Below are 17955 nucleotides of genomic sequence, written 5' to 3' on the forward strand. Positions count from 1 at the left end.
AGGGGTTCACCCTGATATTTCCCGGATATCGGTTGTGACCTGGTGATTTTCCGGCGCCGAGTTGACAGTATGGAGGAGTCGGATCGCGTTGACGGCGGTTCGGAAACCTTCGGGAGGAATGGACATGTTCTGGAAGATTCTGGGCGTCGTCGCGCTCGTGTGGCTGGCGCTGATCGTGATCGGCGCGCTGGTCAAGGCGTTGTTCCCGATCCTGATGATCAGCGTCGTGGTCTTCGGCCTGTACCTGCTGTACAAGGCCGTCTCCGGCTCGAACAAGTCGACGGTCACCAAACTGTAGTGAGCCAACCCAGGGCCGTTCGGTACGAATACCGAACGGCCCCTTGCTGTTTCGCGACGGCGAAGCCGAGCACCCAGTCGTGTTAGCGTTTCGGGGCGGTGCACGTTCATGGTTCTCGGCCGCCTCGATTGTGGACCGACGGAGCGAAGCGGAGGCAAATGCTGGAGCTACCCGAGGATTGGGAGCGCGGTCTGGTGATCGTCGCCCATCCCGACGATATCGAGTACGGTGCCGCGGCCGCGGTCGCGCGCTGGACGAAGCAGGGTAAGAACATCCGGTATCTGCTGGCGACCAGCGGTGAGGCCGGGATCGCGGGCCTGCCGCCGGCCGAGTGTGGTCCGGTGCGAAAGCAGGAGGAGATCGCGTCGGCGCGCACGGTCGGGGTCGAGGATGTGGAGTTTCTCGGCTATCCGGACGGGCGGATCGAGGGTGGGCTCGGGTTGCGCCGCGATCTGGCCGCGGCGATCCGGCGGCACCGTCCGGAGATGGTGGTGTTGTTCAATTTCGGCGACACCTGGGCACCGGGTTATGCGAACAGCGCCGATCATCGCGCGGTGGGGCGTAGTGCGCTGGACGCGATCTCGGACGCGGGCAACGAGTGGATCTTCCCGGAGCTGGCCGAATTGCCGATCTGGACGCCGCGCTGGGCGGCGGTGGTGGGTCCGGTGGTGACGCATGCGGTGGATGTCACCGATACCGTTCGGGCGGCGGTGGATTCGCTGATGCAGCACAGTCGCTATCTGAGCGCGCTGAGCGATGAGCCGGTGGCGGATCAGGCCCGCGCCATCGTGGATCGGGCCACGGGACCGCAGGCGGGTTTCGATGCCGAGCGGGCGGTCGGGTTCGAGCTGTACCACTTCGCCGACTGATCGCCGGCACTGTGAGCGGCCACGATCGTCCCGGTCGCCGTTCATGACCGTCGGGTAGCTGTGCCCGCCCGGCATCGGGTGGGGAGGGGGTATGGCAGGGTGGGGCGCATGCGAGTGGCTGTCGTCGCGGGTCCGGATCCGGGTCATGCGTTTCCGGCGATCGCGCTGTGCCTGCGGTTTCTTCAGGCGGGCGATGATCCGGTGTTGTTCACCAGTCCGCGCTGGTTCGATGCGGCGCGGGACGCGGGCATCGCGGTGCGGCGGTTGAAGGGTTTGGCGCCGCGCCCGCAGGACGACGACGCCGACGCCGGCGCGCGGATCCACGAACGCGCGGCGCATATCTCCTCGGAGATCCTCCCCGATCTCAGTGCGATGCTCCCGGAGCTGGTGGTTTCGGATGTGCTCACCGCCGGCGGTGGGATGGCCGCCGAGCGGCTGGGGGTGCCGTGGGTCGAGTTGTCGCCGCATCCGCTGTATCTGCCGTCGAAAGCGTTGCCGCCCATCGGCAGTGGGCTCGCGCCGGGGGAGGGCCTGCGTGGGCGGATGCGCGATACGGTGCTGCGCGGGCTGACCGCGCGCGCGATCACCCGCGGTGAGCGCCAGCGTGGAGCGGCCCGGGCGAGTGTGGGCCTGCCGGAAGTGGATCCGGGTCCGGACGCGCGGTTGATCGCCACGCTGCCCGCTTTGGAGGTCGAACGGCCGGATTGGCCCGCGACCGCGCACGTGGTGGGGCCGCTGTTGTGGGAGCCGACCTCGGAGGTGCTGGCGCCGCCGCCCGGTGACCGGCCGCTGGTGGTGGTCGCGCCCTCGACCGCCCGGAGCGGGTTCGGTGATCTGGCGACCGGTGCGTTGGAGGCGCTCGCGGACAGTGATGTGCGCGTGGCGATTTCGATGCTCGATACGCCCCCGGCGGATCTTCCGCCGTGGGCGACGGCGGGTCTGGGACGGCAGGACGAGCTGTTGCGCCACGCCGCCGTGGTGGTCGGCGGCGGGGGACACGGCTTGCTGGCCAAAACTCTGCTCGCCGGTGTGCCGATCGTGACGGTGCCCGGCGGCGGGGATCAGTGGGAACTGGCCAATCGTGCGGTCCGCCAGGGGAGTTCGCTGCTGGTGCGGCCGTTCACCCCGGAGTCGCTGCGCGCGGCGGTGCACACGGTTCTCGGCGACGAGTCCTATCGCAAGGCCGCCGCCGCGGCCGCTGCCACCGTCTCCGATGTCGCCGATCCGATCGACATCTGTCACCGCACGCTGGATCGGGCTCGCGCGAGCTGACCGCACGCCCGCCGGCGGTTCGTGCGCGACCGGTACCCTCGGCACGGTGCGGTTGACTGAATTTCAGGAACTCTTGCATACCGAATTCGGCGTCGCCCGCGGCGACCTGCTGCTGGCCGATCATGTCCTGCCCTCGATGAACGGCCGTACCGGCGCCCAGGCGATCGAGGACGGTATCGACCCGCGCGAGGTCTGGCGGGCCTTGTGTGCGGAATTCGACGTACCGAAGAACCGCTGGTGATCGCCGGCCGTCGGCTGCGTCACAGCGACCTTGACCTCGAGCTTGCTTGAGGTTGCAGGGTGGTCGCATGGATACCGAGATCACCGAGAACCGGATTCGGGAACTACTGGACCGGTCCGAGATAACCGACCTGCTGGACCGCTATCTGCGTTCGCTCGACGAGGGTGTGTTCGACGACCGGTGGGCGCGCACCTACTACACCGAGGACGCGACCGCGGAGATGCCGATCGGCACCGTCCACGGCCGCGACGCCGTACTCGCGCACATCCGGCGTGGGATGGCGCTGTTCGATCGGACCGTTCACCTGGGAACCAACGCGGTGATCGAGATCGACGGCGACCGCGCCACGGCGCGCGGCGCTCAGTTGAGCACCCATGTTCTCGCCGATGGTTCCGAGGAGGTGTTCATCTCTGCGGGCCATGCCGACACCGAATTGGTCCGCACAGCCGACGGCTGGCGGATCCGGGCCTCCTCGCTGCGCATCACCTGGACTCAGGGAACCCCGCCGCGATTGCCGGCGGGGCTCGGATCCGAAGGGTGACCGCATTTTCTCCGGGGAATCGGCGTCGATTCAGCCGACCTGGATCTCGGCGGCAGCCGGCTCCGCCGGCTCGGCGGTCCCGGTACGGGGGCGGAACAGGGCGAAGGCGATGATGCCGAGAACGATGCCCACACCCGCCGCCACCGCGACCGCGGCGTCCAGCCCGGACACGAACTGCGACACCGTGATCCGGCCCTCGCCCGCCGAGCTGCGGAATACCGTGCCGAGTACCGCGACACCGAGGGCCAGGCCCAGCTGCCGGGCGGTGTTCACCGCTCCGGCGGCGGTGCCGCTCTGCTGCGGAGGCACCGCGGCCATCGCGACCGCCACCAGCGGCGGCGCGAGCACACCGATGCCGATGCCGATCACCACGTAGCCGAAAAGGAGTGCGCTCCAGGTGGATCCGGCGTCGATCACGCCGAGCAGGCCCGCCCCGATACCGGTGATCACCAATCCACCACCGATGGTCCAGCGGGGCGCCACGTCGTGCAGCCACCGCCCGAACGCGCCCGAGACCACGAACGCCGTCGCCGCCATCGGCAGCATGGACAGGCCGGCGCGCAGCGGGCTGAGCTGCAACGGCTGCTGCAACCACAGCGAGATCAGGGGACTGCTCGCGAAGGCGGCGAAATTGAAGCCCGCCGCCGCGACCAGGGTGGCCGTGAATTCCCGGTTGCGCAGCAGCGCGAGCGGGAACATCGGTGTGGCGCTGCGTGATTCGACGAGAGCGAAGCCGGCGAGCGCGATCGCGCCGAGGATCAGTGTGCCGACTGCCGCGCCGTCGCCCCACCCGTCTTCCCCGCCCCGGATGATGCCGTAGGTCAGCGCGGTCGCCGCGATGGCGAAGGCGGCCATTCCGGCGACGTCCACGCTACGGCCTGGCCGGCGCGGCGAAGGGCCGAAGGCGTACAGCGACAGCACGATGGTGACCGCCGCGATCGGCAGGTTCACCAGGAAGATCCACCGCCACGACAGCAGGTCGGTCAGTACCCCGCCGAGCACCACACCGATGCCGGCGGCCGCCCCGGCGACCGCACCCCAGGCACCGAACGCGGTGCCGCGATCGCGGCCGGTGTAGGTGGCGTGCAGCAGCGACAGGGTGGTCGCGAACATGGCCGCACCGCCCACTCCCTGCACGGCCCGCGCGGCCACCAGCAGGGCCGAGGACTGAGCCAGTCCGCAGGCCAGAGAGGCGGCCGCGAATATCGCCAGACCCGCGAGATAGGTGGGTTTGGCGCCGAACCGGTCGGCGAACGAGCCCAGCACCAGCAGCAGTGCCGCCAGGCCCAGCGCGTAGCCGTCGACGACCCATTGCAACCCCGACAGTCCGGTGCCGAGATCGGCGGCGATGTCCGGGAGGGCGACGTTGACGATCGTTACGTCGATGAGCAGCATGAGCGTGCCGAGGCACGCCGCGAACAAGGGGAGCCATTTCCGCATGGCGACCTCCGGGTAGTGCGAACGATATCGACGCCAAGCGTGCGAGATGTTTGAATAACCATCCAGCTATCCGGCCGTCGATGTGAGATTCCGCCTGTGAACCCCGAAGACGAACTCGAATCCTCCGTTCTCGATACGCTCGACAAGCAGATCGTGCACGGCCTGGTCACCGATGCCCGCATCCCGTTCGCCACCCTCGGCGCGATCCTCGGTGTCTCCGAACAAACCGTGGCCCGCCGCTATCGATCGATGCGTCAACGCGGCATCCTGCACGTCTCCGGCCAGGTCAACGCTATGCCGCTGGGGAATACGCGCTGGATGCTGCGGGTGCGGTCCACCCCGGACAAGGCGCTGCGACTGGCCGAATCGCTGGCGCGGCTGCCGGATGTGAGCTGGGTGGCGCTGCTGTCGACCGGTTCGGAGGTCACCTGTGTGAGCCGCCCGCGCTCGATCGAACAGCGAGACGCGTTGCTGCTCAACGTTCTTCCGCGGGCCAGCCAGGTCACCGGGTTGATGGCCTACGAGATCATCCACCGGTTTCCGCTGGCGGAGGAGTGGCCGCGCTACAGCCGCTTGCTGACCGCCGAACAGCTGCGGCAGCTGGGACCGCGGCCCGCGATGAACGATCAGCGTGGACCCGACGCGCCGATGGACCTGTCCGCGGCCGACGAGGCGATGCTCGCGCTGCTGGCCCGCGACGGGCGTGCCTCCTATGCCCGGCTGGCGGCCGAAACCGGCTGGAGCCCGACCCGGGTCGCGCGGCGGATGTCCGAGCTGGCGGCGGCGGGCGTGCTGTATTTCGATCTCGATTTCGCCGTCGAGCGCATGGGATACGCGGTGCGGGCCTCGCTGTGGGTGCGGACGAGCCCGGCCGAGCTCGACGCCGTCGGCCGGGCGATCGCCACCCATTCGGAGACGGCGTTCGTCGCGGCGACCACCGGGCCCACCAATCTGGTCGCCTCCATCGTCTGCCGCGACAGTTCGCACCTGTACCGCTACCTCACCGAGCGGCTGGGGGCTCTGGACGGGATCGTCGACGTCGAGGTCACCCCGACGCTGCGGATGCTGAAACAGGCGCAGGCGTTGATGCAGACCGACCGGATCGCGGTGGTGCCGACGGCGACTCGATGACGAGGACACGGCCGGATCGAGGCCGCATGACCGGCCGGATAGCGCGGCGATTGCCGGGAACGGGGTGCGGCTGTGCGGCTGCCGTGCGTGTCGGCGGGCGCGTCGCTTGCCTCGAACACGTGTTCGTCTAAGCTTGCCGTCAGAACTTGTCGGTGCCGCCCTCTACCGTGGGCGCCAACCACACAACGAGACTTACCCGTCAGAAGGGGAACAGACGATGGCACCACAGGCCTACGACCGCGACAAGGCGCTCGAGCTCGCTCTGGCGCAGGTCGAGAAGAGCTTCGGTAAGGGCGCGATCATGCGCCTGGGCGAGGAGGCGCATCAGCCCATCTCGGTCATTCCGACGGGTTCGATCGCGCTGGATGTGGCGCTGGGCATCGGCGGTCTGCCGCGTGGCCGCGTCGTGGAGATCTACGGTCCGGAATCCTCCGGTAAGACCACGGTCGCTCTGCACGCCATCGCCAACGCGCAGGCCAACGGCGGACTCGCGGCCTTCATCGACGCCGAGCACGCGCTGGATCCGGAATACGCCCGCAAACTCGGTGTCGACACCGACGCCCTGCTGGTGTCGCAGCCCGACACCGGTGAGCAGGCGCTGGAGATCGCCGACATGCTTGTGCGCTCCGGCGCGCTGGACATCATCGTCATCGACTCCGTCGCGGCGCTGGTACCGCGCGCGGAAATCGAGGGCGAGATGGGCGACAGCCACGTCGGCCTGCAGGCCCGCCTGATGAGCCAGGCGCTGCGCAAGATGACCAGTGCGCTCAACAACTCCGGCACCACCGCCATCTTCATCAACCAGCTGCGCGAGAAGATCGGCGTAATGTTCGGCTCGCCCGAAACCACCACGGGTGGTAAGGCATTGAAGTTCTACGCCTCCGTGCGTCTGGATGTGCGCCGCATCGAGACGCTGAAGGACGGCAGCGATGCGGTGGGTAACCGCACTCGCGTCAAGGTCGTCAAGAACAAGGTGTCGCCGCCGTTCAAGCAGGCCGAATTCGACATCCTCTACGGTGTCGGCATCTCCAAGGAGGGCTCGATCATCGATATGGGTGTCGATCAGGGTTTCATCCGCAAGTCCGGCTCCTGGTACACCTACGAGGGCGATCAGCTCGGCCAGGGCAAGGAGAACGCCCGCAAGTTCCTGCTGGAGAACAAGGACGTGCGCGACGAGATCGAGAAGAAGATCAAGGAGAAGCTCGGCATCGGTGCCGACGTCACCGCAGACGCGGGTGCCGAGGCGCCCGTCGACTTCTAACCGATGCCGCACCGGGAAGCGCCGGGGTCCACACCCCTCCCGGACCCTGGCGCCTCTCGGCTCGACGCCGTCGAACGCCTGCGGCGGCAACTGGAAGACATCGACTCCCGCTCCCGACGCAGTGGCGACCCGGACGACGAGTCGTGGCCGAAACCCGTTCGCCGACAGGGCGGTTCGCCCCGTCGCCGGCGATCGAAGCAGGACGCGGGGGATTCGCCCACCGGTGTATGGCGTTCCGACGACGGCCCGGTGGCCCAGCATGATTCGGTCGATGCCACGGGCACATCCGGCCCCGTCGACCGGCCGGTATTCGAGCCCGAGCTTCCGCCCCGCATCGAGCCGGAGATTCGGTCCGGTTCCGAGTCCGAGGTTCGGCGTGGTGGTGGGCCGGAGGTTCGCTCTGGTTCTCAGTCCGACGGTCGATCTCGTGGTGGACGCGAAGTTCGCTCCGGCTCCGAGACCCAGGCTCGGTCTCATGGTGGGCCTGAAGTTCGCTGCGGCTCCGAGCCCGAGTTTTGGCGTGATGAGCCGGAGGTTTCGTCCGGTTCCGAGCCCGACGCTGGGCGTCGTGGTGGGCTCGAGGGGCGGGACGGTTCCGAGCCTGAGGGGCGGATGCGGTCGAGTGTCGAAGCCGCGACCTCCGGTCGATTCGGTGATGGCTCTGCGACACAAGACTCCCAGGTGCGCAATCGAATTCGCGCACTGCAGGCCGAGGTCGACGCGCTGCAGCGCGGGTGGGGCGAGCGTGGCGACGGAGATCGTCGGCATGGCCGCGCTCACCGGGCGGAGGGGCACTCGAAGGGTGGCGACAACGGCTCGTTTGTTCCGGGCGACGGCCCCGTGGCGGACCCCCGGTCGGATGACGGGGCGGACGACCGCGGCTCGAGAAAACGGTCACGCGGGGACGGCGGCGACAGGGGAGAGCACCGGGGTTCGCGGCGTCGATCCGGCACCGACGGCGGGAAGCGTTCCGACGCCGCGCAATCCGCTGCACCGAAGGCGGGGACCGAGGCGCAGGCCAAGGACATTTGCCTGCGCTTGCTCACCGATCGGGCGCGCAGCCACGCCGAACTGGCGGACAAACTGGCGGCCAAGGGGTTCGCGCCCGAGGTCGCCGAGCGGGCACTGAACCGCCTCGCCGAGGTCGGGCTGATCGACGATGCCGCCTTCGCCGAACAGTGGGTGCATTCCCGCCACACCTTCTCCGGCAAGGGGAAAAAGGTTCTTGCGCAAGAACTTCGACGTAAAGGGGTGTCCGACGCTGACGCCGGGCCCGCGCTGGCCGCCATCACCCCGGCCGACGAGAGCGCCCGCGCCGCCGAACTGGTCCGCCGCAAACTCACCACCCTGCCGTCGGATCTCCCCACCGACAAGAGGACCAACCGGCTGGTGAGCATGCTCGCCCGCCGCGGCTACAACCAGTCCATGGCCTACGCGGTGGTCAAGGACGAACTCGCCGCGGCCGCCACGTCGAGCAGTGGCCCCGACGGTTTCGACCACACAGATCACGTCGCGGACGACGAACCCGCCGACGGTGCCGGGCCTCTTGCAGCGGAACATCATTCGCCGAAGGGCCGGGACGGCGGAGGGGCCGGGCTCGGCGGGACCGGGGCGGTGTCGCGGAAGTCCGGGCCCGACGACGCCGAGCACGCCGCAGAGTTGGTGCGGAAAAAGCTCGCAACGCTGTCGCGCGACGTACCGCGGGACAAGGCAACCGCGCGGCTGGTGGGCATGCTCGCCCGCCGCGGTTACCCGCAGTCCATGGCGTATGCCGTGGTGAAGGATGAAATGTCCGCGGCCGCGCAATCCTTTGCCGCACAGCCGAACCGGACCGAGAACTCCGTCGGCGATACCGAGGAGAGCGCCGGCACGGATGCGGTAGCGGCGGATTCCGGCCACGACGACGCGGAGCGAGCAGCGGAACTGGTGCGCCGCAAAATGCGCACCCTGCCGCGCAACCTCTCTGAGGACAAGGTGGTCAACCGCCTCGTCGGCATGCTCGCCCGCCAGGGATACCGGCAGTCGGTCGCCTACGCCGCCGTGCGCGCCGAACTCGCGCAGGGTTACCCGCCCGCGTGACTCGACCGGTGTCCGGCGTAGGCCCTATGCTGCGCTGATGACCACCGACGTGCGGGGCGGCGGCAGCAGGCGCCGACGCGTCGGGGCGGTCGCCGTCTGGGTGGGGCTGGCGGTGGCGGGGTCGTTCACCCGTCCGTTCGGCGTTGCCGCGACGGCGCTGGTCGCCGGTGTGGCAGTCGTGGTCGCCGCCGGTGCCCTTCGGGTCGGGACACGACGAATGTCGCTCACGCCGGCGGTTCGGCGCGGGGTGGTGGTGTGGCCGATCCTGTTCGCAGCCGTACTGGCGTGGGAACTGTATGCCTGGCTGTCCCAGCCCGCACTGCTCGTCCCGGACGCTGCCCATCCGACCCTGTCGACCCTGCTCAGCCCCGCGCTGGAGGCTGGGCCGGGTCGCTTCCTCGGATGGCTGATCTGGTTGGGGGCCGGATGGTGGCTGGTGCGGAAATGACCGATCGCGCCCTCGTGATCACGGGATTCGCAGTTCTGGCCGTCATCGCGGTCAGCATGGCGGTGGTGGCACATCGGCGCCGCATGTCGTTCGCCGGCCTCGGCGCCACCGTGCGCTATCTGACCCGCACCCGAACCGCCCGCATCGTCGCGGTAATCCTGTGGGCGTGGCTCGGTTGGCATTTCCTGGCCAGATAGTGGGCAGGGAGGTGCAGCGGCCGATTGGACACCCATCCCCGGTCGCCGCGAGTGGCGTGGCCCGGCGACCGGGGCGGTGCGCGTCCAGGATCGACCATCGAGCCGGCGGGTGCGAGGGTTGTGCTCGGTGCGAGCGCAACTCGTCCCGCGGAGGACGTCGACACCGCCGCCCTGCCCAGCCTGCGCGCCCGAATCCGCCGCGTTCGCCGAACTGCCCGGTTACCGCGCGGTGGTCCGGCTCAGCGACATATCCACGCCCGGCGCGGCATCGGTGAGCACCGAATTCACACCCAGCACCGTCCGCCCTCGGCGCCGCGATCGCAACCGCTGCTCCACCCTGGTGGCGAGGAAGGTCAGCGCCCAGTTCAGGGCGATCATGATGACGGCGACCACGATCAGCGCCGGCACGGTGTTCTGCTCGGCCGCGCCCAGCTGCTGCCCCTGGCGCACGATTTCCTGATAGGTGATCTGGTAGCCGAGCGCGGTGTCCTTGAGCGCCACCACCATCTGCGAGATCAGCGCCGGCAGCATCGCCGTCACCGCCTGCGGCAGCAGGATGATCCGCATCATCTGACCCTTGCGCAATCCCAGCGCCTGGGCCGCCTCGGTCTGGCCGCGCGGCAGCGACCGAATGCCCGAGCGCACGATCTCGGCGATCACCGACCCGTTGTACACGGTCAGCGCGATCACCACGGCCGCCAGCGTCAGCTGATCGGAGGCGAACAGATTGTCCTTGGCGAACCAGTTGTAGAGGAAGATCATCAGGATCAGCACCGGAATGGCCCGGGCCACCTCGACGATCACTCCCGCCACCCACCGCACGACGCGATGATCGGACATGCGCAGCAAGCCGAAGACCACGCCGATCACCATCGCGAACACGATCGCCAGCGCGGCGGCCACCACGGTGCCGCGCAAGCCGGGCAGGATGTAGGTCTGCCAGACTTCCGACTCTACGAACGGCTTCCACTTCTCGGCGGTGAGCTGGCCCTTCTCGTCGAACGCCCGCCACACCAGCCAGCCGAGCACCACCAGGACCGCCAGCACCAGCACCGAATACAGCGCATGCCGCCGGCGCGCCTTCGGGCCGGGGACGTCGTAGAGGACCGAGGCATTCGCACTCATCGCTTCACCTCGAATCGCTTGGCCAGCCAGCCGAACAGCAATCCGGTGGGCAGCGTGAGAATGACGAAGCCGAGGGCGAAGATCGCGCCGATGGCGAGAATGTCGGCCTCGGTCTCGTTCATGGAGGCCATCAGTGCCGCCGCCTCGGCCACGCCGATCGCCGACGCGATCGTGGAATTCTTCGTCAGCGCGATCAATACGCTGCCCAGTGGCGCGATCACCGACCGGAACGCCTGCGGCAACACCACATGTCGCAGATTCTGACCGAAGGTCAAGCCCAGTGACCGTCCCGCCTCGGACTGCCCCAGCGGCACGGTGTTGATACCCGCGCGCAGCGATTCACACACGAACGACGCCGTGTACACGCTCAAGCCGAGGACGGCGAAACGAAAGTTGTTGGTGGGCAGGAAATCCAGCCCCGAACTCTCACTCGCGAGTTTGATGCCCAGGGTCGTGTAGAGACCGAGTGAGCAGAACACCAGGATCAACGTGAGCGGAGTATTGCGGAACACGGTCACATACGCGGTACCGATCCACCGCGCCACCGGAATCGGCGACACCCGCATCGCCGCCACCAGGGTGCCGATGATCAGCGCCCCGACGGCGGAGAACACGGTCAGTTTGATGGTTACCCAGAAGGCGTCCCACAGCTGATTGTCGTATCGGGAGATCAAGTCGAACACGGTGGACGCGCCCTCCTACTTCTCTGTGCCGGACAGGGTTCCGGGCGGCCGGAACCCGCGCCGAATCAGTAGCGGTCGACCTGCGGCGGCGACGGGATCGGGAAGGTATTGCCGAAGTTCTTCTCCAGCGACGCTTTCCAGGAGCCGTCGTTGATCATCGACTCGATCGCATCGTTGATCTTGTCGCGAGACTCCTTGTCGCCCTTCTTCAGGCCGATGCCGTAGTTCTCGGTCGTGAACGGCTGCCCGACCACCTTCAACTGGCCCGGAGATTGCGCGGCGTAACCGGCCAGAATGATGTTGTCGGTGGTGACCGCGTCCACCGCCCCGGATTTCAGCGCCTCCACGCACAGCGAATAGGTGTCGTATTCCTGCAGCTGCACATCGTTGGCGAAATTCTTCTGAATGTTCTGCGCCGGTGTGGATCCCTTCACCGAGCAGAGTTTCTTGCCGCCCTTCAGCGATTCCGGGCCGGTGATATCGGTGTTGTCGGCGCGCACCAGCAAGGATTGGCCCGCAACGTAATACGGCCCGGCGAAGTCGACCTTCTGCTTGCGCTGATCGGTGATCGAATAGGTGGCGACCACATAATCGACCTGCCCGTTCTGGATCAGCGTCTCGCGTTGCGCGGAGGGAGCCTCCTTGAAGGTGATCTTGTCCGGGCTCACGCCGAGCTTTCCGGCGACGTAGGTCGCCACGTCCACATCGAATCCGGAGAACGACCCGTCCCGATTGCGCAGGCCCAGACCCGGCTGATCGAATTTGATGCCGATGGTGAGTTTGCCTTCCGACGCGTGTTCGGTGGCGGTCTTGTTGCTGCCGCCGCCGCATCCGGTCGCGACGACCGCGATGGCCAGCGCGCCGATGCCGAACCGCAGCGCTCGGGTGATCCTCATCGAATGCCTTCTCTCTCGTGAAGTGTGAAGGGTCCTCCGCGGTGCGCGGGCCGGTCATCGATCCCGCCGCGGTCGTGCAGTGCGATCAATGGCTCAAGATTTTGCCCAGGAAATCCTTGGCACGCTCGGAAGCGGGTGCGGTGAAGAAGGTTTCGGGCGCCGCGTCCTCGACGATCCGGCCGTCGGCCATGAACAGCACCCGGTCTCCGGCGCGGCGGGCGAATCCCATCTCGTGCGTGACCACCAGCATCGTCATGCCCTCCTTGGCCAATGCGACCATCACCTCCAGCACCTCGTTGACCATTTCCGGATCCAGGGCCGAGGTGGGCTCGTCGAACAGCATCACCTTCGGATTCATCGCCAACGCCCGGGCGATGGCCACGCGCTGCTGCTGACCGCCCGACAGCTGCGCCGGATACTTGTCGGCCTGATCGGCGATGCCGACCCGCTCGAGCAGTTCCAGTGCCCGCGCGCGGGCCTGCTTCTTGTCGATGCGGCGCACCTTGACCGGCCCGAGCACGACATTGTCCAGGATCGTCTTGTGTGCGAACAGATTGAACGACTGGAACACCATGCCCACGTCGGCGCGCAACTTCGCCAGTGCGCGGCCCTCGGCCGGAAGCTCGACACCGTCGACGGCGATGGTGCCGGAATCGATCGGCTCGAGCCGATTGACGGTGCGGCACAACGTGGATTTGCCCGACCCGGAGGGGCCGAGCACGATCACCACCTGCCCCCGCGGCACCTCCAGATTCACATCGCGCAGCACATGCAGATCACCGAAATGCTTGTCCACGTTGCGGATCGAGATCATCGGCGGAACGGTCGCGGTTCCCGCGGATGCCTCGGCCGCGACCGGATCGGAGGTGTTCCCAGCGCTGGCGGTGCCGGGTGTTGCGTCGGCAGCATCGGTCATGACAGTCGACCCTAGAGCGGTCCTGCGCGAAATGCGCACTTTTGGCGCGTGCGTCGCGCCGTCGCCGCCTGCGCTTAACCCGGTGGTGACCTGGGCACCCGCCCGCGTGACCGGCGTCACCGCGGACCGGTCGCGGGCGACCGGGGTGGGCGTCCGATTTCGCGCAGCGTCTACCCTGGACCCGTGAATTCGTCCATGCAGGTTGCAGCGCATTCGGCTGCGGGACGCGCCCCCGGTTCGGCCACCGATCCGCAGTCCCCGCGGACCTACGAGGTGCGCACCTACGGCTGCCAGATGAACGTGCACGACTCCGAACGGCTGTCGGGCCTGCTCGAGGACGCCGGATACACCAAGGCGACGGGCGGGCAGACCGCCGATCTGGTGGTGTTCAACACCTGCGCGGTGCGCGAGAACGCCGACAACAAGCTGTACGGAACGCTCGGACATCTGGCGCCGATCAAGGCCGAGCGGCCCGGTATGCAGATCGCGGTCGGCGGCTGCCTGGCGCAGAAGGACCGCGACACCGTCGTGCGCAAGGCGCCCTGGGTCGATGTCGTCTTCGGCACCCACAACATCGGGTCGCTGCCGGTGCTGCTCGAGCGCGCCCGCCACAACGAGCAGGCGCAGGTCGAAATCCTGGAATCGCTGGAGGCGTTCCCGTCCACGCTGCCGGCTCGTCGCGAATCCGCCTACGCCGGCTGGGTGTCGATCTCGGTGGGCTGCAACAACACCTGCACGTTCTGCATCGTGCCCTCGCTGCGCGGCAAAGAGGTCGACCGGCGGCCGGGCGATGTGCTGGCCGAGGTGCAGGCGCTGGTGGATCAGGGTGTGCTCGAGGTGACGCTGCTCGGGCAGAACGTCAACTCCTACGGGGTGAACTTCGCCGAACCCGCACTGCCGCAAGGACATCCGGCCGATTTCGCACCCGAACACCGGGACCGCGGCGCCTTCGCGAAATTGCTGCGCGCCTGCGGCAGCATCGACGGGCTCGAGCGGGTGCGTTTCACCTCGCCGCATCCGGCGGAATTCACCGACGACGTCATCGAGGCGATGGCGCAGACTCCGAACGTGTGCCCGCAGCTGCACATGCCGCTGCAATCGGGTTCGGACCGCGTGCTCAAGGCGATGCGCCGGTCCTACCGCAAGGATCGCTACCTCGGCATCATCGAGAAGGTGCGGGCCGCGATGCCGCACGCCGCGATCACCACCGACATCATCGTCGGCTTCCCCGGCGAGACCGAGGAGGATTTCCAGGAGACCCTGGACGTGGTCCGGCAGGCGCGGTTCACCAGCGCCTTCACCTTCCAGTATTCGATCCGTCCCGGCACGCCCGCGGCCACCATGGCGGATCAGGTGCCCAAGGCGGTGGTCCAGGAGCGCTACGACCGGCTGATCGAACTGCAGGAACAGATCTCGCTGGAAGCCAATCGCGCGCTGATCGGCACCGAGGTCGAACTGCTGGTCGCCGAGGGCGCCGGTAAGAAGAACGCGGCGACCGCGCGGATGAGCGGCCGGGCGCGCGACGGCCGGCTGGTGCACTTCCGGCCCGGCGACGCGGCGATCCGGCCCGGCGATATCGTCACCGTCGACATCACCGAGGCGGCGCCCCACCACCTCATCGCCGACAGCCCGGTCCACACCCACCGCCGCACCCGCGCCGGCGATGCGCACGAACGCGGTGTACTGCCGAAGACCGCACCGATCGGGGTGGGCCTCGGATTGCCGCGGATCGGTGCCCCGGAGACTCTGCCGGCGGCCGCCGGTTGTGACACCGGATGCGAGGCGTGACCGATGGCCGAACGCGGGAACGAGGATGCCGATCGCGACGCCACGCCGGAGCGATCCGGTGACGCGTCCGCGCCGCAGCACCCGCACCAGCCACCGGCGCAGCAGCCGAACGATGCGACCGAGCCGAATGAGGAGAGCATGAACCCCGCAGAGTCGAAGGTCTTCGAGCAGTTCCGCGGCGACCTCGAGGCCGTCGAACGCAAGATCGCCGGCGAGATCGATCCCGGGACGCGAGCGATGGTCGTCGCGATCGCGGTGTTCGTCCTGCTGCTGTCGCTGATCCTGCCGCATGCCGGCGCCGCCCGCGGCCTGGATGTGCTGGCCTTCGACAACCACGCGCAGGCCGAGCACATCGGGCTGCCGTCGCGGGTCTTCGAATGGTTCGTGGTGATCTTCGGGATCGGGTTCTCGTCGCTGGCGCTGGTCACCCGCCGCTGGGCGCTGGCATGGGTCGCGGTCGCCGGATCCGCGGTGGGCAGCGTCTTCGGGGTGCTCTCGATCTGGCACCGCCAGACCCCCGGCCTCGGCAACTACCACGGCGCCGGACCGGGCATCGGACTGATTCTGGCCACGATCGGGATCGTGGTGCTGACCTTCCACTGGATCCGCGTGGTGTGGAGCCGGACCGCGCTCCAGCTCGAGGCCGAAGAGCGCCGGCGCATCGCGGCCGCCGAAAAGGAAGAGCAGGACCGGCGCCGGCTGTTCGGCGACGACAAGTAGCCGGTCCGGCGCTCAGCGTTGCAGCGCCACCACGGGGATGGTGCGCTCGGTCTTCTTCGCGTGGTCGGCGAAGAACGGATACAACGCGGTGAGCTCCGTCCACGCCCGGTCGTAGTCGGCGCCCTGCAGCGGTACCGCGGTGGCCGGATAGGTCTCCCGGTCGACCTCGACCGTCACCGCCGGATCGGCGACGAGGTTCAGATACCAGTCCGGATGTTGCAGGGCGCCCACGTTCGAGGCGACGACGAGCAACCGGTCGCCGTCGGGATGGAACATCATCGGCGTGGTGTGCGGCGTCCCCGACCGCCGGCCGGTGGTGGTGAGAAGCACCAGACGATCCCGGTGCATCCCCTCGATCGGGCCACCGGCGCGGAACTGCTCGATGACGCCTCGATTGATCTCGCGGACATCCATGGTCGGCTCCTCGTCGAGATTGCTGCGCGGCGGCGGCGCGCACCGGCCGGTCGGCGGCGAACTCGACACCGCCGGTCGGCGAACGAACGGCTCAGCGCCGGCTGACCGCACCCTCGGCGGCATCCGCCCATTCACGCCATTGCTTGGCCTGCTCGAGCGCCTTCTCGGCATCGCGGGTGCGGCCCGCCGCCTCGGCCTTGGCCGCCTGCTCCTCGAACTGGGCGACCCGCTCGCGGAACTGCGCCGCGCGAGCCATCGCCTCGGGATCGGTACGCCGCCACTGGGCGTCCACCGCCTCGCGTACCCGCTTCTCCAGCGCCCGCAGTTTGCCCTCGAGTTCGTGCATGCGCTCGCGCGGCACCTTGCCGATCGCATCCCACCGCTCCTGCAATTCGCGCAGGGCGGCACGCGCGGAATCCAGTGTCGCGGAATCGGGTTCGATGTGCTCGGGGATGCGGTCCTCGTAGTGGCGCAGCAGTTCCTCCTTGGCCGCCGCGTTCTGCCCGAATTCGGCATCGCGTTCGGAGGCGGCGGCGTTGCGCGCGGCGAAGAAGACGTCCTGGGCGCTCTTGAAGCGCCGCCACAACTGCTCGTCGGCCTCGCGGGGGGCGCGCCCGGCCGCCTTCCACTCGGTCAGCAGATCCCGGAAGACCGCGGCGGTGCCCACCCAGTCGGTGGAATCGGACAGCTCCTCGGCCCGCGCGCACAGTTCCTCTTTGCGTGCCTTCGCGGCGGCGCGTTCGCGATCGAGTTCGGCGAAGTGCGCGCCCCGGCGGCGGTTGAACGCCTCGCGCGCCTTGGAGAAGCGCCGCCACAGCGCGTCGTCGACCTTGCGGTCCACGCCGCGGATGGACTTCCACTCCTCGAGGATTTCACGCAGCCGGTCACCGGCCGCCTTCCACTGGGTGGATTCGGCGGCGATCTGCTCGGCCTCCGCGCACAGCGCCTCCTTGCGCTCGGTGTGCTCGTGCCGGGTGCGTTCCTTCTCCTCCTTGGCGTGGGCGGCCGCCTCGTCGGAATGTTCGATGATTGCTTGCAAACGCTGCGCCAGACCGTCCACATCGCCGATCACCGCCGCGGTGGGCAGGGATTCGGCGAGCGCGACGGCCGCGGCCTTGGTCTTGCGGGCGTCCGTGCCGGCCGCGAGGCGAGCCTCGAGCAGCGCGACCTCGGTGGCCAGATCGTCGAAGCGTCGCCCGAAATGCGCCAGGCCCTCGGCGGCGTCACCGGCCTGCCACGAGCCGACGACGCGTTCGCCGCCGGCGGTTTTGACCCAGGCGGTGCCGTCGTCGTCGACCCGGCCCCATTCGCTGGGATCGCTGACGGTCGGCACGACCACCGGATGCGGATGCTCATGGGCGGGGCCGGGGACGGGAGCTGGTTTGACGTGGTGCGTCGCCGCCGGTTTCGCCGCCGGTTCGGCTCGCGCCGCGGAGGGTTTGGGCGCCCCCGGCTTGGGTACTCCCGGGCGTGGCGCCGCGCCGGGCTTCGGGGCGGCATCGGCCGGAGTCGGACGCTTCGCGGCGGGATTGCTGGACTGCTGCGCCGCGCCGGTTTCCGGATGCACTGCCTTCTCGGTTCCGCTGTTGTCGGTCATCGCTCCTCATCCCTGCCGCGCGTCACGGCTGCCTGGTTA

18 protein-coding genes and 1 pseudogene are annotated in these 17955 nt (G+C 68.5%); 12 read left to right on the forward strand and 7 right to left on the reverse strand.

Annotated features, from left to right (window positions below):
• The first annotated feature begins 124 nt into the window (after nt 1-124).
• The 5 genes from IG65_RS38350 (at nt 125) to IG65_RS0102770 (ending at nt 3221) form a co-directional block, all read left to right on the forward strand.
• Nucleotides 125-298, forward strand: a complete 174-nt coding sequence (locus tag IG65_RS38350) for a hypothetical protein (protein WP_030513209.1) — start codon at nt 125-127, stop codon at nt 296-298.
• A 158-nt stretch (nt 299-456) separates the two neighbouring features.
• Nucleotides 457-1167 carry a PIG-L deacetylase family protein gene (locus IG65_RS0102755; protein WP_030513210.1) on the forward strand — a complete coding sequence of 237 codons (711 nt, stop codon included), beginning with the start codon at nt 457-459 and terminating at the stop codon, nt 1165-1167.
• 108 nt (nt 1168-1275) lie between these two features.
• Nucleotides 1276-2439: a glycosyltransferase gene (locus IG65_RS0102760; RefSeq protein ID WP_030513211.1), complete on the forward strand. Its 1164-nt coding sequence runs from the start codon at nt 1276-1278 to the stop codon at nt 2437-2439.
• 46 nt (nt 2440-2485) lie between these two features.
• The gene (locus IG65_RS0102765) at nt 2486-2680 is read left to right on the forward strand and encodes a DUF3046 domain-containing protein (protein ID WP_030513212.1); all 195 of its coding nucleotides are present in this window, start codon (nt 2486-2488) and stop codon (nt 2678-2680) included.
• A gap of 67 nt (nt 2681-2747) precedes the next feature.
• Entirely contained in the window at nt 2748-3221 is a 474-nt protein-coding gene (locus tag IG65_RS0102770) for a nuclear transport factor 2 family protein (RefSeq protein WP_030513213.1), read from the forward strand.
• 30 nt (nt 3222-3251) lie between these two features.
• Here IG65_RS0102770 and IG65_RS0102775 read toward each other — a convergent pair whose 3' ends face one another.
• A complete protein-coding gene (locus tag IG65_RS0102775; RefSeq protein ID WP_030513214.1) occupies nt 3252-4661 on the reverse strand; it encodes an MFS transporter in 1410 nt (469 codons plus the stop codon).
• Between the two features lie 96 nt (nt 4662-4757).
• On the opposite strand from IG65_RS0102775, the gene IG65_RS0102780 reads away from it, so the two are divergent.
• From IG65_RS0102780 to IG65_RS0102800, 5 genes and pseudogenes are all read left to right on the forward strand, one after another.
• Entirely contained in the window at nt 4758-5792 is a 1035-nt protein-coding gene (locus tag IG65_RS0102780) for an Lrp/AsnC family transcriptional regulator (protein ID WP_036522758.1), read from the forward strand.
• Nucleotides 5793-6009: 217 nt separating this feature from the next.
• Nucleotides 6010-7053, forward strand: a complete 1044-nt coding sequence (gene recA / locus IG65_RS0102785) for a recombinase RecA (protein WP_030513216.1) — start codon at nt 6010-6012, stop codon at nt 7051-7053.
• 840 nt (nt 7054-7893) lie between these two features.
• A pseudogene (recX, locus tag IG65_RS36630) lies at nt 7894-8526 on the forward strand (recombination regulator RecX); the annotation flags it as partial.
• A gap of 643 nt (nt 8527-9169) precedes the next feature.
• A complete protein-coding gene (locus IG65_RS0102795) occupies nt 9170-9580 on the forward strand; it encodes a hypothetical protein (protein ID WP_030513218.1) in 411 nt (136 codons plus the stop codon).
• Nucleotides 9577-9777: a DUF6186 family protein gene (locus IG65_RS0102800; RefSeq protein WP_030513219.1), complete on the forward strand. Its 201-nt coding sequence runs from the start codon at nt 9577-9579 to the stop codon at nt 9775-9777. Before IG65_RS0102795 ends, IG65_RS0102800 begins: the two co-directional genes overlap by 4 nt.
• Before the next feature lie 219 nt (nt 9778-9996).
• Here IG65_RS0102800 and IG65_RS0102805 read toward each other — a convergent pair whose 3' ends face one another.
• From IG65_RS0102805 to IG65_RS0102820, 4 genes are all read right to left on the reverse strand, one after another.
• Nucleotides 9997-10902 (reverse strand): amino acid ABC transporter permease, encoded by a 906-nt coding sequence (locus IG65_RS0102805; protein ID WP_030513220.1) that lies wholly within the window; start codon nt 10900-10902, stop codon nt 9997-9999.
• Nucleotides 10899-11585, reverse strand: coding sequence for an amino acid ABC transporter permease (locus IG65_RS0102810; protein ID WP_030513221.1), 687 nt, complete (start codon nt 11583-11585; stop codon nt 10899-10901). Before IG65_RS0102810 ends, IG65_RS0102805 begins: the two co-directional genes overlap by 4 nt.
• Nucleotides 11586-11650: 65 nt before the next feature.
• The gene (locus tag IG65_RS0102815; RefSeq protein WP_030513222.1) at nt 11651-12481 is read right to left on the reverse strand and encodes a glutamate ABC transporter substrate-binding protein; all 831 of its coding nucleotides are present in this window, start codon (nt 12479-12481) and stop codon (nt 11651-11653) included.
• 85 nt (nt 12482-12566) lie between these two features.
• Nucleotides 12567-13295 carry an amino acid ABC transporter ATP-binding protein gene (locus IG65_RS0102820; RefSeq protein ID WP_030513223.1) on the reverse strand — a complete coding sequence of 243 codons (729 nt, stop codon included), beginning with the start codon at nt 13293-13295 and terminating at the stop codon, nt 12567-12569.
• Nucleotides 13296-13592: 297 nt separating this feature from the next.
• On the opposite strand from IG65_RS0102820, the gene miaB reads away from it, so the two are divergent.
• Entirely contained in the window at nt 13593-15185 is a 1593-nt protein-coding gene (gene miaB, locus IG65_RS0102825; protein WP_051755237.1) for a tRNA (N6-isopentenyl adenosine(37)-C2)-methylthiotransferase MiaB, read from the forward strand.
• A 138-nt stretch (nt 15186-15323) separates the two neighbouring features.
• Entirely contained in the window at nt 15324-15905 is a 582-nt protein-coding gene (locus tag IG65_RS0102830) for a hypothetical protein (RefSeq protein WP_030513225.1), read from the forward strand.
• Nucleotides 15906-15917: 12 nt separating this feature from the next.
• Here the strand turns inward: IG65_RS0102830 and IG65_RS0102835 are convergent, their stop codons facing one another.
• Both IG65_RS0102835 and IG65_RS0102840 read right to left on the reverse strand, forming a co-directional pair.
• Nucleotides 15918-16319 (reverse strand): nitroreductase family deazaflavin-dependent oxidoreductase, encoded by a 402-nt coding sequence (locus tag IG65_RS0102835; RefSeq protein WP_030513226.1) that lies wholly within the window; start codon nt 16317-16319, stop codon nt 15918-15920.
• A gap of 91 nt (nt 16320-16410) precedes the next feature.
• Nucleotides 16411-17916 (reverse strand): DUF349 domain-containing protein, encoded by a 1506-nt coding sequence (locus tag IG65_RS0102840; protein WP_030513227.1) that lies wholly within the window; start codon nt 17914-17916, stop codon nt 16411-16413.
• Nucleotides 17917-17955: the final 39 nt, after the last annotated feature.

It is taken from the genome of Nocardia sp. NRRL WC-3656, from assembly GCF_000720265.1.
Taxonomy (GTDB): Bacteria; Actinomycetota; Actinomycetes; order Mycobacteriales; family Mycobacteriaceae; genus Nocardia; species Nocardia nova.

Bases quoted from the DNA above. Each gene is read 5' to 3' on its own strand.
- IG65_RS38350 (WP_030513209.1), top strand. From the start codon at position 125: ATGTTCTGGAAGATTCTGGGCGTCGTCGCGCTCGTGTGGCTGGCGCTG.
- IG65_RS0102755 (WP_030513210.1), top strand. From the start codon at position 457: ATGCTGGAGCTACCCGAGGATTGGGAGCGCGGTCTGGTGATCGTCGCC.
- IG65_RS0102760 (WP_030513211.1), top strand. From the start codon at position 1,276: ATGCGAGTGGCTGTCGTCGCGGGTCCGGATCCGGGTCATGCGTTTCCG.
- IG65_RS0102770 (WP_030513213.1), top strand. From the start codon at position 2,748: ATGGATACCGAGATCACCGAGAACCGGATTCGGGAACTACTGGACCGG.
- IG65_RS0102775 (WP_030513214.1), bottom strand. From the start codon at position 4,661: ATGCGGAAATGGCTCCCCTTGTTCGCGGCGTGCCTCGGCACGCTCATG.
- recA (WP_030513216.1), top strand. From the start codon at position 6,010: ATGGCACCACAGGCCTACGACCGCGACAAGGCGCTCGAGCTCGCTCTG.
- IG65_RS0102795 (WP_030513218.1), top strand. From the start codon at position 9,170: ATGACCACCGACGTGCGGGGCGGCGGCAGCAGGCGCCGACGCGTCGGG.
- IG65_RS0102800 (WP_030513219.1), top strand. From the start codon at position 9,577: ATGACCGATCGCGCCCTCGTGATCACGGGATTCGCAGTTCTGGCCGTC.
- IG65_RS0102805 (WP_030513220.1), bottom strand. From the start codon at position 10,902: ATGAGTGCGAATGCCTCGGTCCTCTACGACGTCCCCGGCCCGAAGGCG.
- IG65_RS0102815 (WP_030513222.1), bottom strand. From the start codon at position 12,481: ATGAGGATCACCCGAGCGCTGCGGTTCGGCATCGGCGCGCTGGCCATC.
- IG65_RS0102820 (WP_030513223.1), bottom strand. From the start codon at position 13,295: ATGATCTCGATCCGCAACGTGGACAAGCATTTCGGTGATCTGCATGTG.
- miaB (WP_051755237.1), top strand. From the start codon at position 13,593: ATGCAGGTTGCAGCGCATTCGGCTGCGGGACGCGCCCCCGGTTCGGCC.
- IG65_RS0102830 (WP_030513225.1), top strand. From the start codon at position 15,324: ATGAACCCCGCAGAGTCGAAGGTCTTCGAGCAGTTCCGCGGCGACCTC.
- IG65_RS0102835 (WP_030513226.1), bottom strand. From the start codon at position 16,319: ATGGATGTCCGCGAGATCAATCGAGGCGTCATCGAGCAGTTCCGCGCC.
- IG65_RS0102840 (WP_030513227.1), bottom strand. From the start codon at position 17,916: ATGACCGACAACAGCGGAACCGAGAAGGCAGTGCATCCGGAAACCGGC.